Source organism: Nostoc sp. CALU 546 (assembly GCF_048836525.1).
This window is the reverse complement of the sequence record NZ_JAWJTF010000048.1, coordinates 1-17,158: the sequence shown is the minus strand read 5'-3', so window position 1 is coordinate 17,158 and position 17,158 is coordinate 1. Positions and strand designations below refer to the sequence as shown.

Below are 17,158 nucleotides of genomic sequence, written 5' to 3'. Positions count from 1 at the left end.
GCAAAATTATGAGTATTCCGACAGACTCAACTTCTCTAAATGGCTCAGAAATAGCAATTATCGGTTTATCAGGGCGATTTCCCGGAGCTAAAAATATTGATGAATTTTGGGATAATCTCCAAAATGGCAGAGAATCAATTTCTTTTTTCACTGATGAAGAACTCTTATCCGCAGGAATAAATTTATCTATATTAAATGACCCTAACTATGTCAAAGCGCAGGCTATATTAGAAGATGCAGAATTATTTGATGCTTCATTCTTTGGCTTTAATCCTAGAGAAGCAGAAATTACCGATCCACAACACCGAATTTTTCTTGAGTGTGCTTGGTCAGCTTTAGAAAATGCTGGATATGATTCACAAACTTATAAAGGTGCTGTCGGAGTTTATGCTGGCTCTAGTTTAAACACCTATTTACTGAATATTTATTTAAATCAAAATATCATCAACTCAGTTGATTCTCAGCAACTTGTGATTGCAGGTAATAAAGATTTTTTAACCACCCGCGTTTCTTACAAACTTAACTTAGAGGGGCCTAGTTATGCTGTACAAACTGCCTGTTCAACTTCATTAGTTGCTGTTCATTTGGCTTGCCAAAGTTTGCTGAATGGTGAATGTGATATTGCTTTAGCTGGTGGCGTTGCTATCAGTGCGGAAAGAAAAGCCGGATATATGTACACAGAAGGAGGAATCGCTTCTCCTGATGGACATTGCCGTGCCTTTGATGCCAAAGCCAAAGGATCTGTAGGCGGCGAGGGTGTAGGTATTGTAGTGTTGAAACGATTAGAAGAGGCTATTAGCGATCGCGACACTATTCATGCTGTAATCAAAGGATCAGCAATCAATAATGATGGTTCATTTAAAGTCAGCTACACAGCACCCCGCATCGATACCCAAGCAAAGGCAATTAGAACAGCCCAAATAGTCGCCGAAGTAGAAGCGGAAACCATCACTTATGTTGAGGCTCACGGTACTGGAACAGTCTTAGGAGATCCGATAGAAATTGCTGCCCTGACACAAGCTTTTCGCTCAAGTACTCAGAAAAAAGGTTTTTGCGCCATTGGTTCAGTCAAAACCAATATCGGGCATTTGGACACTGCCGCTGGTGTGACGGGATTAATTAAAACCGTTCTGGCACTCAAGCACAAACAGATACCACCAAGCTTACACTTTGAGCTGCCAAATCCTGAAATTGACTTTACCAATAGTCCTTTCTACGTCAACACCCAACTTTCTGAGTGGGAAACAAATGGTATTCCCCGGCGTGCAGGAGTTAGTTCATTTGGTTTAGGGGGAACTAATGTCCATGTGGTTCTTGAAGAAGCGCCGGGTTTAGGGGAGCAGGGGAGCAGGGGAGCAGGGGAGCAGGGGAGAAAATATCATCTATTAGTTCTTTCTGCCAAAACGGAATCGGCGTTGGAAACAGCTACAACAAATCTTGCTAATTATTTGCGAGAACATCCCGATTTAAACCTTGCTGATGTAGCTTACACATTGCAGATTGGGCGTAGAAATTTTGATTATCGGCGTGCAGTTGTCTGCCGAGATATTCAAGATGCTGTCAATGCACTTCAAGAACCAAAGCGAGTTTTTACCAATACTCAAAAAACTCAAGAACGCCCTGTGGGCTTCATGTTTTCTGGGCTAGGAACTCACTATGTTGATATGGCTCTTGAACTTTACCAAACTGAGCCAACATTTCGCGCCTGTGTTGATCAATGCTGCGAACTTCTCAAACCCCACCTCGGTCTAGATTTGCGAGATGTCTTGTATCCCAGTAGAAACAGCGAGAATGGAAATAAACAAAATACTCTCTCTGCTGGGTTTGATTTGCGAAAAATGTTAGGTCGGGGGACGGAAGTGGCAGATGTTGCCACTCAAAAGCTGAATCAAACTTTTCTCACTCAACCAGCTATTTTCGTCATCGAATACGCTTTAGCTCAGTTGTGGATATCGTGGGGAATTCGTCCGGCGGCAATGATTGGCTACAGCATTGGTGAATATGTAGCAGCAACTCTAGCCGAGGTTTTATCTCTAGAAGACGCTTTAACTCTGGTAGCGAAAAGAGCGCAAATGATTCAAGAGTTGCCAAGTGGGGCAATGCTAGCGATCGCTCTCTCAGAGTCAGAAATTCAGCCCCTCTTAAATGATAAAATATCCATGTCTGCAATTAACGGATCATCGTTGTGTGTAGTTGCAGGTTACACAGATGCTATTGAAGGCTTGGAACAACAGTTGAGTGAACAGGGTTTAGTTGGTAAGCGGTTACAAACTTCCCATGCTTTCCATTCTGTAATGATGGAGGCGATCGCACCAAGTTTTCACGATTTAGTGAACACATTCAGCCTCAAACCCCCGAAAATTCCCTATTTATCTAACGTCACAGGAACTTGGATTACAGCAGATCAAGCAACAGATCCCAGTTATTGGGTGCAGCATCTCTGTCAAGCAGTACGCTTTGCTGATGGAGTCCAACAATTATGGCAAAAAGATCATCCCATTTTATTGGAAGTTGGCTCTGGTCAAGCATTAATTAGTTTCGCATCGCAATGTCTAGAAAGTAACGATAAAGCCAAATCAGTAATGCTGCCTTCCCTGCGGCATTCTTATGAGCAACAATCAGATGTCGCCTTCTTAATGAACACATTCAGCCGCCTGTGGCTGGCAGGGGTAAAAATAGATTGGTCTGGTTTTTATGTTCATGAACAATGCAATCGCATTCCCTTACCGACGTATCCTTTTGAACGTCAGCGTTACTGGATTGATGCTAACCCGGAAGCTGCTTTAGCAAAGCTATCACCAGCAACATTACATAAGAAAAAACCCAATATTGCTGACTGGTTTTACATCCCTTCTTGGAAACGCTCTTTGGACATATCATCAAAATCAGCACAAAAATTATCTTGCTTGGTCTTTATTGATCCTATTGGTATTGGTTCACAAGTTGCCAAACAGTTGGAATTAGAAGGGCATAATGTGATTACTGTGAGGGTTGGAGAGCAGTTTACCAAGTTAGGCGAATGCTCTTATGCAATTAATCCCCAAGCTAGCTGTGACTATGATGCCTTGCTGAAGGAACTATGGAATTTAAAACCAAATGCAATATTTCATTTTTGGAGTTTGACTCCCAAACCACAAGGAGAATCAAAGCATCAGTTCTTTGAAGAATGTCAAAATAATGGTTTTTATAGTTTACTTTTCTTAGCCCAGGCATTGGGCAAACAAGAAATTACAGATGTCCAAATTCTGGTAGCAACCAACAATGTGCAGGAGGTAAATGGCGATGAAGAGTTGTGTCCTGAACAGGCAACTGTCATCGGAATTTGTAAAGTAATTCCCCAAGAGTATCCCAATATCACTTGTCGTCACATTGATGTAGTCATTCCTGAACCAGAAACATCCCCAGAAAATCAACTCATAGACCAACTTGTAACAGAACTTACTCAAACGGCAACCGAAAATATAGTTGCTTACCGTGGTAAACATCGCTGGGTGCAAACTTTTGAACCAATACGACTTGAAGAACCAGATCAAGAAACAATTCCCATCAGAGAAGGGGGAGTATATTTAATCGTTGGTGGTTTGGGAGATGTTGGTTTGGTGCTAGCAGAATATCTCGCCCAAACAACCCGTGTTAAGCTGATTCTTACAGGTCGTTCGAGTTTACCCGCAAAACCAGAGTGGTATCAATGGCTGGCAACTCATGATCAAAGCGATCGCATCAGTCGCAAAATTCAAAAAATACAGGCATTAGAAGCATTGGGTGCATCAGTTTTAATTTGTCACGCCGATGTTGGCAATCTCGAACAAATGCAAGCAGTCATGGCTCAAGCATCAAACCGCTTTGGTGAAATTCATGGTGTCATTCATGCTGCAACTGTGAGAGTTTACAACACTGTTCAACAGATTAGTAAAACTGAGTGTGAAAATCAATTACGCTCCACAGGCTACGGATTGTTTGTCTTAGAAAAGATATTACAAGGAAAACAGCTTGATTTTTGCGTAGTCATATCGTCATTAGCATCTGTTTTGGGAGTAATGGGTATGGCTGCCTATCCAGCAGCACACATATTTACGGATGCTTTTATACACAAACACAATCAAACAAGTCTAGTTCCTTGGTTGAGCATCAATTATGGCGATTGGATTACTCAAGAATCATCTGAAATATTGACTGCGCCTAAAGGTGCGGACTCAATGATGACGCGGCAAGAAGGACTAGAGGTTTTTAAACGGGCTTTATCTATAAGTAAATTTACACAGATAGTCGCATCAACAGTAGACTTGGAAGCTAGCATCAAAAGATGGATTCAACTTGAATTTAGTCAAGATTCTCAACTTGCACCCAAAACTAGTTCCGCTTCATCTTATTTAAGACCAAATCTAGATAACGTTTATGTTGCCCCTCAAAGTGAAGTTGAGCAAGCGATCGCCAATATTTGGCAAGAACTCCTTGGTATTGGGCAAGTAGGCATTCACGATAGCTTTTTTGAGTTGGGGGGCGACTCTGTACTTGGCATTCAAGTCAGTGCCAGAGCTGCTAAAGTCGGCTTGCGGTTAACTCCTCAGCAATTATTTGAACATCAAACGATCGCTAAATTAGCAGAGGTGGTAAGCACAACCCAAGTAGTTCAGGCTGAACAAGGTTTAGTAACTGGTTCACTACCGCTGACACCGATTCAGCATAGGTTCTTTGAACGGAATATATCAGAACCACACCACTGGAACCAATCAATTTTGTTAGAGGCCGCAGAAGTGATCGAGCCAGCGATGTTAAAACAAGCGTGGCAGCAATTACTATTACATCATGATGCCCTTCGCTTGCGGTTCAAATTCTCAGAATGTGGTTGGCAAGCAGTGAACGCTAGCCTGGAAGAAGTACCATTTACACACATAGATTTATCGGCATTGGCATCAGATGCTCAACAACTGGCATTGGAGACAACGGCTGCTCAACTACAAGCTAGCCTGAACCTGTCAACAGGGCCGATTGTGCGGATGGCGCTTTTCAACTTGGGTGCAAATAAATCAAACCGCTTGTTTATTGCTAGCCATCACTTGGGAGTAGATCCCGGTTCTTGGCGAATCTTATTAGAGGATCTGCAAACGGCTTATCAACAAATCCGTCAAGGTAAAGCGATTGCTCTGCCACCAAAGACAACCTCTTATAAACAATGGGCTTTGCGGTTAGAGGAATACGCCCACTCCGCAAATTTACAGAAAGCTCAAAATTATTGGTTGAGCGATCGCCACAAGCAAGTTTCTCCTCTGCCTGTAGACTATTCTGGGAGTATCAACGATGTCGCATCAGAACAAGCTGTGACAGTAACGCTGAGTAACCAAGATACTCAAGCTCTGCTTCAGGAGGTTCCAGCAGTTTATCGGACTAATACACAAGAAGTTCTGCTTACTGCTTTTGCCCAAGCTTTTGCCCAATGGACAGGCGAAAATTTGCTCTTGGTTGATCTTGAAGAAAATGGGCGAGAAGTCAGTACCAGTGGAATAGATAATGTTGATATTTCCAGGACTGTAGGTTGGATTACTACTACTTATCCGGTACTTTTGGACTTGGAAAAAGTTGATCGTCCAGGCGATGCCTTAAAAGTGGTTAAGGAGCAGCTACGTAGTATTTCTGGTGAAGGCATTGATTATGGAGTACTGCGTTATTTAAATAAAGATGTAGTAGTTCAAGAAAAAATTCGGTCACTTCCCCAAGCAGAGGTAGCATTCCTTTACGTTGGTCAAATCGCTAAAAGCTTACCTCAAAATTCCTTGTTCCAATTGACCGAAGATTTACCTGATACGACGCGCAGTCTGCAAGCAACTCGTCCTCATAAGTTACATCTAATTGGGACAATTACCGAAGGTCAGTTGCAGCTTAATTGGTACTACAGCAAGAATCTGCATCGACTAGAGACAATAGAAAAATTATCTGACAATTTTATCAAGGCGCTCTTGTCTATAATTGCTCACTGCCGATCGCTAGAAACTGTAGATTATACCCCTTCAGATTTTGCGGCAGCAAATATCAATCAAGAAAATTTGACTAAGTTGCTCGCTCAAGTTGGTCAATCAGGCAGGAGGAATTTTTCATGAACAATAATATTGAAGATATCTATGAACTTTCACCCATGCAGCAGGGTATGCTTTTTCACAAACTTGCTGCACCCAGTTCGGTGGTGTATTTCGAGCAGAATTGTTTCACCTTGCAAACTCAACTTAATATCTCAGCCTTCCAAAAAGCTTGGCAACGAGTTGTAGATCGTCACCCGATTTTGCGTACCTCCTTTTATTGGGAAAATCTTGATAAACCTTATCAAGTCGTTCATCAGCAAGTAGATTTACCGTGGGAATTTCAAGACTGGCAAAATTTATCCTTACAAGAGCAACAAAAGCAGCTAAAAGCTTTCTTAAAAGCAGATAGCGATCGCGGCTTTGACCTTTCCCAAGCTCCTTTAATCCGCCTGACATTGATTCAGGTAGCTGATGATACTTATAAATTTGTCTTCAGTTTTCACCACATCCTCATGGAAGGCTGGTCTATTAGTTGGCTGTGGAACGAATTTTATCAACTTTATCAAGCCTTCTGCCAAGGTAAAGATTTATATCTAGAACGTCCGCGTCTTTACAGAGAATATATTACTTGGTTACAACAGCAAGACTTGCAGAAAGCAGAAGCTTACTGGCGACAGAAACTTAAAGGATTCACCGTACCGACACCAATTGCAGTAAGTAAAACTTCAGCTAGTTTTTCTAGTCAAAAAGAAGCTTATGATCGACAACAGATTCAGATATCGGCTTCTTTCACAACCGCCCTCAAATCTTTTGCACGCAAGCATCAGTTGACCTTAAATATTTTACTTAAAGGAGCTTGGGCTTTACTTTTAAGCCGTTATAGCGGTGAGTCAGATATAGTTTTTGGAGCCACATCTTCAGGCCGGCCGGCTGCGCTGCTAGAGGCAGAATCTATGGTGGGACTCTTTATCAACACGCTGCCACTCCGAGTAGAAGTACCTGCTAATGCTTTTCTTTTGCCTTGGCTGAAAAATCTGCAAGCCCAAGAAGTGGAAATGCGTCAGTACGAATACAGCCCACTATTACAGATCCAACAATGGAGTGAGATCCCTCGTGGTTTATCACTATTTGATAGCCTTTTAGTTTTTAATAATTATCTAGTAGATTCCAATCAAGGCAACCTAGCTCAAAGCATGGGGATCAGCGAATCTCGCTCATTTGAAAAGACGAACTATCCCCTAACTTTAGTAGTAGAGCCTGATGCAGATTCATTGCATCTGTTGATTCCATACGATACCCGGCACTTTGAAAGGGCTACTATTAGCCGAATATTAAATCATTTAGAGACTTTACTAGAAGGCATTGTAGGCAATCCGCAGCAGCGTTTATCAGAATTACCACTGTTAACTCCAGCAGAAAATACACAGTTTGCCCAATGGAATAACACGCAAACAGAATATCCGCAAAAAACATGTATTCATGAATTGTTTGAAGCGCAAGTTGAGAAAACACCCGATGCGATCGCAGTAGTATTTGCAGATGAGCAACTAACCTACCGCGAACTAAACACCAAAGCTAACCAATTGGCGCATTACCTCCGTTCATTGGGAGTAAAATCAGAAGTACTGGTGGGAATTTGTGTAGAGCGATCGCTTTTGATGGTAATCGGACTATTAGCCATCCTAAAAGCAGGTGGCGCATATATCCCCCTAGATCCAAGCTATCCTCAACAGCGCCTAGCTTATATGTTAGAAGACTCACAACCAACAGTCTTATTAACACAACAACAGCTAGTAGAAAATCTCCCAGCTCACAAAGCCAAACTAATTTGCTTAGATACCAACTGGGAAGTTATCGCCCAACATCGCCAACAAAACCCAGATTACCATCTTAGTAGCGATCGCCTAGCTTACGTCATCTACACCTCCGGTTCCACAGGCAAACCCAAAGGAGCGATGAATACCCACAGAGGAATTTGCAATCGCCTACTGTGGATGCAAGAGCAATATCAACTAACAGCCACAGATAGAGTTTTACAAAAGACACCATTCAGCTTCGATGTCTCAGTCTGGGAATTCTTCTGGCCATTGATAACAGGTGCGCGGTTAGTAGTAGCAAAAGCACAAGGACATCGTGACCCCAATTATTTAGTGAATGTGATTACACAGCAGCAAATAACCACAATTCATTTTGTACCTTCGATGCTGCAAGTGTTTCTCGAAGCTGAAAATTTGGAAACCTGTGACTCTTTACTGCGGGTAATAGTCAGTGGTGAAGCTTTGCCAGTAGAATTACAACAACGCTTTTGCGATCAACTCAATGCCCAACTGCACAATCTGTATGGCCCGACAGAAGCTGCTGTAGATGTCACCTTTTGGCAGTGTCAAAATAGTCTTACTACTCAAAAGACGGTTCCCATTGGTTATCCAATTGCCAATATCCAAATTTATCTTTTGGATGAGAATCTGAACTCTGTACCTATCGGAGTCCCAGGCGAAATATATATTGGTGGTGTAGGCGTAGGTCGGGGTTATTTAAACCGTCCAGAACTAACCGCAGAAAAATTTATCCCCAATCCTTTGAGCGAACAACCGGGAACACGTTTGTACAAAACAGGTGATAAGGCACGCTATTTACCCAATGGAGAAATTGAGTACATTGGTCGAATTGACTACCAAGTGAAGATTCGTGGCTTTCGTATCGAACTTGGAGAAATTGAGGCATTCATTAGCCAATACCCAACAGTACGAGAGACTGTAGTTGTGGCAACAGATACTCAAAGTTTAGTAGCATACATAGTCCCGCAAACAGAGCAAACACTAGCAATTTCAGAGTTGCGGAATTTCTTAGAATCCAAGTTACCAAGCTACATGGTGCCAACAGCTTTTGTATTGCTAGAAGCGCTACCTCTTACACCCAATGGTAAATGCGATCGCAAGGCTTTACCAGCACCAGATACTACACGCCCAGAATTGCAAGCAGTTTATCAGCCACCTCAAACTGAAGTAGAAAAAACTATTGCTGAGATTTGGCAAGAAGTAATCCAAGTTGAAAATTTAGGAATCCATGATAACTTCTTTGAACTCGGTGGTCATTCATTGTTATTAGTTCAAGTTCATAGCAAATTGCAAAAAACATTTCAGCGAGACTTCTCTATGATTGAAATGTTTCAATATCCTACTATTAGTCACCTAGCTAGATATCTAATTCAAGAGTCAAGCGAACAGCCATCTTTTACCCAACATTCTCATCGCCCCGAAAGCCGAACAGCTTCAGTACAGCAACGCAAACAAGCTAGAAAAGAACATCGAGCAGCGACAAAGCACAAGTCCCATTAATTTTGCAAGGTTTGTAGTAAACACTTTAGTGATTAAAAATCCAGGGCTTTAGTCGTGACTACGAACTTATTCAACAACAATGCACTAAAAAAGAAACCTATCCAAGGATATAAAATGACATTAAGCAAACAAGAAATGTCGAACCAAAATTATTTTGTTAAAACTGAGCAAAAATTACATGATGATATTGAAAAGCAAGTGATGCAACTGTTTAGTTCATCAAGCCAAGGAATATATATCGAAGAACAAATAGATGCAATAGTTAATGATTTATCTCAAGATTTTTTAAGTACAACCGATGCTAATAGTCGTATCGATTTAGATTCTTTACTAGACAATTATTCTGATAGTCAAATACCTGTCCAACCTGTTGATTTTGAGAGCTATATCCAAAATTTAGGTAACAATGTTGTAGCTCATTCAATACATACATCCTCGCCACGATTTATGGGTCACATGACCTCGGCGCTTCCTTCTTTTGTGCGCCCAATGGCAAAATTGATGACGGCAATGAATCAAAATGCTGTCAAGATAGAAACTGCTAAAGCATTAAGCTTTTGTGAACGCGAAGCTTTAGCAATGTTACATCGACTAATTTATCAATTTTCTGATAATTTCTACGCTCAACATATTCAACATAACTTAAGTACCCTAGGAATTTTAGTTTCTGGTGGAACCGTGGCAAATATCACGGCACTTTGGTGTGCCCGAAACGCTTCTTTGGCAGCAAAAAATGATTTTCTTGGTATAGAAAAAGAAGGTTTAGCCGCGGCTCTAGATTTCTATGGCTACAAAGGAGCAGTGATTATTGGTTCTGAATTGATGCATTTCTCCTTTGATAAAGCTGCGGATTTAATGGGTATTGGTACGCAGAGTTTAATTAGAATCCCCACTGACAGTAACAATCGAGTTAATATCCAGAAGTTGCGTCAAACTGTTAAAGAGTGTCGTGACCAAAACTTGCTAATTATTGCAATTGTAGGCATTGCTGGTACTACAGACTCAGGCGGAGTGGATTCATTGGCTGAGATTGCCGACATTGCACAAGCAGCTAATGTTCATTTTCATGTGGATGCTGCTTGGGGTGGGCCACTCATTTTTTCTGAACAACATCGTCATAAACTTGCTGGTATCGAAAAAGCTGATTCAGTAACTATTGATGGGCATAAACAACTATATCTACCAATGGGTATTGGGATGGTTTTTTTGCGCGATCCTTATATAGCAACAGCCATCGAAAAGCAAGCAAGCTATACCATGCGTAAAGGGTCATTTGATTTAGGTAAACGTGCTTTAGAAGGATCTCGGCCTGGTATGGCTTTATTTTTACACGCTGGACTGAATCTGCTAGGACTCAAAGGATATGAATTTTTAATTGATGAAGGAATTAGGAAAACTCAATATATGGCGGATCGTATTTGTAGTATGCCTGAGTTTGAGTTGTTGGCAAAACCTGATACTAACTTGCTTCTCTATAGATATATTCCAGAGCCATTAAGAGAGTTAGTTGCCAAAAAACAGTTGACTGAAATTGACAATCAACTGATCAATAATTTTAATGAATGTTTGCAGAAAACCCAGCGTCAAATTGGTAATACTTTTATCTCGCGGACTACAAAATCAGCCACTACTTTAGGCAAAGAAATTCCTATTATTGCTCTGCGAGCAGTAATTGCTAATCCGTTAACTAAAGAAGAAGATATTGATGCAGTGCTAAATGATCAAATTCAAATTGCTGCAAAAATTAATGCATTCAATTTTATTTAGAATAGTGACGATTTAGAAGATTACATAAGGTTTTGGTAATGAACTTTTTAACCGATATTAATAACTTAAATGCTCAAGAAGAAATAGCTATCGTTGGTATGTCAGGGCGTTTTCCTGGAGCCGAAAATATTGCTGATTTTTGGCGAAATATCCGAGATGGTGTAGAGTCTATTTCTTTTTTCACAGATGAAGAACTAGTATCGGCTGGAATAGATGCGGCATTGCTAAACCAAAGCAGTTACGTCAAAGCAGGTGGTGTACTAGAAGATGTAGAGTTATTTGATGCTTCATTTTTTGGTTTTTCTCCCAGGGAAGCTGAAATTACAGATCCACAACATCGTCTTTTTTTAGAATGTGTTTGGGAAGCTCTAGAAAATGCTGGCTATAACTCCCAAAACTATGATGGTCAAATTGGACTTTTTGCTGGTGTCGCTGCCAGTAATTATCTACTTTCCAACTTATATCCCAACCGAGAATTGATGGAGTCAGTAGATAGCTTTCAAATTTTGATTGGAAATGATAAGGATTTTTTACCCACACAAGTTTCATATAAATTGAATCTGAAGGGGCCGAGTATTAATGTTCAGACTGCTTGCTCCACATCTTTAGTTGCTGTTCATTTAGCTTGCCAAAGTTTACTGAATGGTGAAAGTGATATGGCTTTGGCTGGTGGCGTTTCTATAATGGTGCCGCAAAAGTCTGGTTATCAATATCAACCAGGGGGAATCCATTCTCCTGATGGACATTGCCGGGCTTTTGATGCCAAGGCTCAAGGAACTAATGGCGGTAATGGTTTGGGTGTAGTGGTTTTGAAAAGATTAGAGGATGCCATTGCCGATGGTGACTTGATTTACGCAGTAATTAAAGGTTCAGCTGTTAATAACGATGGTTCCTTAAAGGTGGGATATACAGCCCCCAGTGTCGATGGACAAAGGGAAGTTATTTTAGAAGCCCTTGCTTTAGCAGGAGTAGAACCTGAGACGATCGCCTATATAGAAACACATGGTACTGGCACTGCATTAGGAGATCCCATTGAAATCAAGGCTTTGACACAGGCTTTTCGTGCTAGTACTGACAAAAAAAACTTTTGTGCGATCGCCTCAGTAAAAACGAATATAGGTCATTTAAACACAGCAGCAGGAGTCACAGGCTTAATTAAAACAGTCCTAGCACTAAAAAATCAACAAATACCACCCAGTTTACACTTTGAACAACCCAACCCAGAAATAGACTTCGCCAACAGCCCCTTCTACGTCAACACCAAATTATCACCTTGGCAAAGCAACGGCACACCACGCCGCGCCGGAGTTAGTTCTTTTGGCATTGGCGGTACAAATACCCACGTGATTTTAGAGCAAGCCCCGGATTTAGGGCAGAGGGGCAGGGGAGCAGGGGAGCAGGGGAGAAGGTATCAATTGTTGGTAGTTTCTGCCAAAACTAGCACAGCTTTAGAAACAGCTACAGCTAATCTAGTCAGGCATCTTCAAGAACATCCTGAAATTAACCTTGCAGATGCCGCTTACACCCTACAAGTTGGTCGTCAAGCATTTGAACATCGACGTATATTAGTATGTTGTAACCAAAACGATGCGGTGGAAGCATTAACCAGCCAAAATCCGCAACGTGTATTTACCTACCACCACAAACCCAGTCACCGTCCAGTTATCTTCATGTTTTCTGGACAAGGGACGCAATATGTCAACATGGCGCGGGAACTCTACGAAGTTGAACCGACATTTCGCCAAAATATAGATACTTGCGCCGAGATTCTTCAGCAACACCTAAATCTTGACATCCGCCAGATACTTTTCCCTACAGAACAACAAATTGAAACTGCTAGCCAACAACTACAACAAACCGCCCTTACTCAACCAGCATTATTTGTTATTGAGTATGCCCTAGCTCAATTATGGATGGAATGGGGAGTACATCCAGAAGCAATGATTGGGCATAGCATCGGGGAATATGTCGCTGCAACCATTGCGGGTGTTTTTTCTCTCGAAGATGCTTTGGCTATAGTTGCCACCAGGGGACGACTGATGCAACAGTTACCCACAGGTAGTATGTTAGCAATTCCATTACCAGTAGAAAATTTGCGATCGCTCTTAACTGATGATACGCAAATTGCTGCGGTTAATAGCCCGTCTTCTTGTGTGGTTTCTGGTAAGAGTGAAGCTATAACTGCACTGCACAATCAATTATTACTCCAAGGAATTGAATGTCGAATGTTGCACACATCTCACGCTTTTCATAGTGAAATGATGCAACCGATTGTGCCAGAGTTTGTCAATGCTTTGAGCAAGGTGAAACTGAATGTGCCAAGTATTCGCTTTATTTCCAATGTGACTGGAACTTGGATTAGTGATAATAATGCGACTAATCCCAGCTATTGGGGTGAACATTTGCGGCAGACTGTGCGTTTTTCTGATGGTATATCGCAACTTTTGCAATTTGAGGGTGTTTTCTTGGAGGTAGGGCCAGGACGGACGTTAACTACTCTCACAAAACAACATTTACAATCTGATTCTAAACAACTGGTGGTGAATTGTTTACCCCATGTTAAAGAAGAACAATCTGATTTTGCTTATTTATTGCAAGCTTTAGGTCGGTTGTGGTTGTTTGGTGTTGAAATTGATTGGTCTGGATTTTATCTTCATCAACGGCATTGGCGTTTGCCTTTGCCTACTTATCCTTTTGAACGTCAACGTTATTGGATTGAACCTGAAAAACAAAAACCAGATAATTATTCTAGTTTAGTCTCACTGGGTAAAAAGCCTGATATTTCTGACTGGTTCTATATTCCTTTCTGGAAACCATCTTTAGTCTCAGCACCGCTTGAATACACATCTCAACAATCTTGTACTTTAGTATTTATTGATGAGTGTGGCTTGGGTGCTAAATTAGTCAAACAGTTAGAACAAAAAAACCAGAAAGTTATTACTGTCAAAGTTGGAACAGAGTTCACAAAAATTAGTGAAGGTGAATATGCTCTTAATCCTCAGTATAATTATGACTACGATACTTTAATTAAAGAACTATTAATCCAACATCAATTACCAAAGTCCATTGTTCATTTATGGAGTGTCACACCTGCCATTGACAAAGAATTGAAAATTGAAGAAGTTGAAAAATCACAGCTAACTGGATTTTATAGTCTACTATTTCTTGCCCAAGCTTTGTCAAAACAAGAAACTACGGATGATTTTCAAATTACAGTCATTTCTAACAATTTACAGGCAGTAACAGGAACTGAAGTGCTTTGTCCAGAAAAAGCAACTTTACTTGGTGCAATTAAAGTTATATCTCAAGAATATTCAAATCTTCATTGTCGTAGTATTGATGTTAATTTGCCTGATATTGGTAGTTGGCAAGAAGAAAAACTTGTAGAAAAGTTGCTGGCAGAATTAACTACTTCTAATTCTGATAAAGTGATTGCTTACCGAGGTTTGAATCGCTGGGTGCAACATTTTGAGCCAGTACACTTTGATGAAACTAATCTAGGAAAATCACAATTAAGGCAAAGGGGAGCCTACCTGATTACAGGTGGACTCGGAGGTATTGGACTTGTTATAGCAGAATATTTAGCTCAAACTGTACAAGCAAAACTACTATTAACAGGACGTTCGATTTTACCTAGCCGAGATGAATGGGAAAAATGGTTGATTACTCACGACGACACTGATAGTATTAGCTGCAAAATTCGCAAAGTAAAAGAACTAGAACAGTTGGGTGCAGAAGTTTTGGTAGTGAATGCTGATGTTACCAACCCCGAACAAATGCAAAATGCGATCGCTCAAGCTCAACAGCAATTTGGGAATCTAAATGGTGTGATTCATGCTGCGGGTATTCTTGGCGGCGAGTCTATTGAAAAGATACGGAAAATTGATTGTGAGCAGCAATTCCAACCAAAAGTACATGGACTTTTAGTTTTAGAAAAAGTTTTACAAGACAAACAGCTTGATTTTTGTTTATTACTATCTTCTTTATCATCTGTATTAGGAGGATTAGGATTTGTTGCATACTCAGCAGCAAATATCTTTATGGACGCTTTTGTACACAAACATAATCAAAATCATCCAGTTTCATGGACAAGCATAAGTTGGGATGGTTGGCAACTTCAAAAAGAAGATCAACAAAGTACATCTGTAGGTGTAAGTTTAGATGAATTAGCTATTCAGCCAGCAGAAGGTATAAAAGCATTTAAAAGAATTTTTAAATGTAGTCAGTTTAATCATATAATTGTCTCAACTGGAGAACTTAAAGCTAGAACTGACCAATGGCTAAAGCTGGAATCTTTACCAGCAAGAGCAGCAAATTTATTACTTCATGACAGACCTGATTTAGAAAATCTATATGTTGCTCCAAGAAATGAAATTGAGCAAAATATTGCTAATATATGGCAAGAGATTCTAGGAATCAGAACTGTTGGACTGAATGATAACTTTTTTGAATTAGGAGGAGATTCTCTCTTAATAATTCAAGTTCGCAGTAAAATTCTGAAATCCTTAAATAAAAATTTGTCCGTTGCTGAATTATTTGAATATTCAACCGTAAGTACCTTGGCTGAATATCTCGGCAAAAAACAAGTTGAGGAACCAACATTTCAACAAGCCGATCAACGTGCCAGCAGAAAAGAAGCGGCTATGCAAGAAAAAAGACAATTAATGCAACAAAGGAGGAAGGTAAATGGATAACCAACAAATCCAAGATTCCATCAAAGGCATAGCCGTAATTGGTATGGTTGGTCGTTTTCCTGGAGCTAAAAGCATTGATGAATTTTGGGATAATTTATGTCAAGGAAAGGAGTCAATTTCATTCTTTAGTGATGAAGAACTAGAGGCTTCAGGCGTAGATCCAGCATGGCTGAACGATCGCAATTATGTAAAAGCTGGTGTTCGTCTGTCAGATATCGAGATGTTTGACGCACCTTTCTTTGATTTCTCACCAAAGGAAGCCGAGATCATCGATCCTCAACACCGAATTCTGCTTGAGTGTGCTTGGGAAGCATTGGAAAATGCTGGTTATAACCCAAGTTCAGGCAAAGGCTTAACCGGTGTTTATGTGGGAACCAATATGAGTAACTATTTTCTGAGTAATCTCAGTTCCCACCCTGATATTATCCAATCAAGGGGTTTGGCAGTTATATATGGCAATAGTCAGGACTTTGCAGCTACAAGAGTTTCATATAAATTAAATCTGAAAGGGCCGAGTATCAATGTTCAGACTGCCTGTTCTACATCGCTAGTTGCTGTGCATTCAGCCTGTCAAGGATTGCTAAACTATGAGTGCGATATGGCTTTGGCAGGTGGGATTTCCATAGAATCTCTGCAAAAGCAAGGTTATTTTTATCAAGAAGGAAGTATCACTTCTCCTGATGGTCACTGTCGCGCCTTTGATGCTAATGCCCAAGGAACTATTTTTGGGGATGGCGCGGGTATTGTTGTCCTTAAAAGATTAGAAGATGCCTTGACAGATGGTGACTGCATTCACGCAGTTATTAAGGGTTCAGCCATCAATAACGATGGTGCGGCTAAGGTAGGATACACGGCTCCGAGTGTGAGTGGTCAAGCTGAAGTGATTGCTGAGGCTCAAGCGATCGCTGGGGTTGCTGCGGAAACTATCACTTACATTGAGGCTCATGGAACAGGTACAGCTTTAGGCGATCCGATTGAAATTAGTGCCCTGAAAAAGGCGTTTGCAGCCCGTACTAAACAAAAAAACTTTTGTGCGATCGCCTCAGTAAAAACAAATATAGGTCACTTAAACACAGCAGCAGGAGTCACAGGCTTAATTAAAACAGTCCTAGCCCTAAAAAATCAACAAATACCACCCAGCTTACACTTCCAACAACCCAACCCAGAAATAGACTTCGCCAACAGCCCCTTCTACGTCAACACCAAATTATCACCTTGGCAAAGCAACGGCACACCACGCCGCGCCGGAGTTAGTTCTTTTGGCATTGGTGGTACAAATGCCCACGTCATTTTAGAACAAGCCCCGGATTTAAGGCTAGGGGGCAGAGGGGCAGGGGGGCAGGGG

Annotated in this window: 5 protein-coding genes; all 5 read left to right on the top strand. The window is 40.9% G+C overall.

What is annotated here, in order from left to right; translation table 11 throughout:
* Positions 1-8: 8 nt before the first annotated feature.
* The gene (locus tag RRG12_RS22270; protein WP_420760742.1) at positions 9-6,095 is read left to right on the top strand and encodes an SDR family NAD(P)-dependent oxidoreductase; all 6,087 of its coding nucleotides are present in this window, start codon (positions 9-11) and stop codon (positions 6,093-6,095) included.
* Positions 6,092-9,352 carry an amino acid adenylation domain-containing protein gene (locus RRG12_RS22265; RefSeq protein WP_420760741.1) on the top strand — a complete coding sequence of 1,087 codons (3,261 nt, stop codon included), beginning with the start codon at positions 6,092-6,094 and terminating at the stop codon, positions 9,350-9,352. Before RRG12_RS22270 ends, RRG12_RS22265 begins: the two co-directional genes overlap by 4 nt.
* A 54-nt stretch (positions 9,353-9,406) precedes the next feature.
* Positions 9,407-11,119 carry a pyridoxal-dependent aspartate 1-decarboxylase PanP gene (gene panP, locus RRG12_RS22260; protein ID WP_420760740.1) on the top strand — a complete coding sequence of 571 codons (1,713 nt, stop codon included), beginning with the start codon at positions 9,407-9,409 and terminating at the stop codon, positions 11,117-11,119.
* Positions 11,120-11,157: 38 nt separating this feature from the next.
* Positions 11,158-15,813, top strand: coding sequence for an SDR family NAD(P)-dependent oxidoreductase (locus RRG12_RS22255; RefSeq protein ID WP_420760739.1), 4,656 nt, complete (start codon positions 11,158-11,160; stop codon positions 15,811-15,813).
* Positions 15,806-17,158: type I polyketide synthase (locus RRG12_RS22250; protein WP_420760738.1), on the top strand; the 1,353-nt coding region annotated here is incomplete at its 3' end. The genes RRG12_RS22255 and RRG12_RS22250, both read left to right, overlap by 8 nt.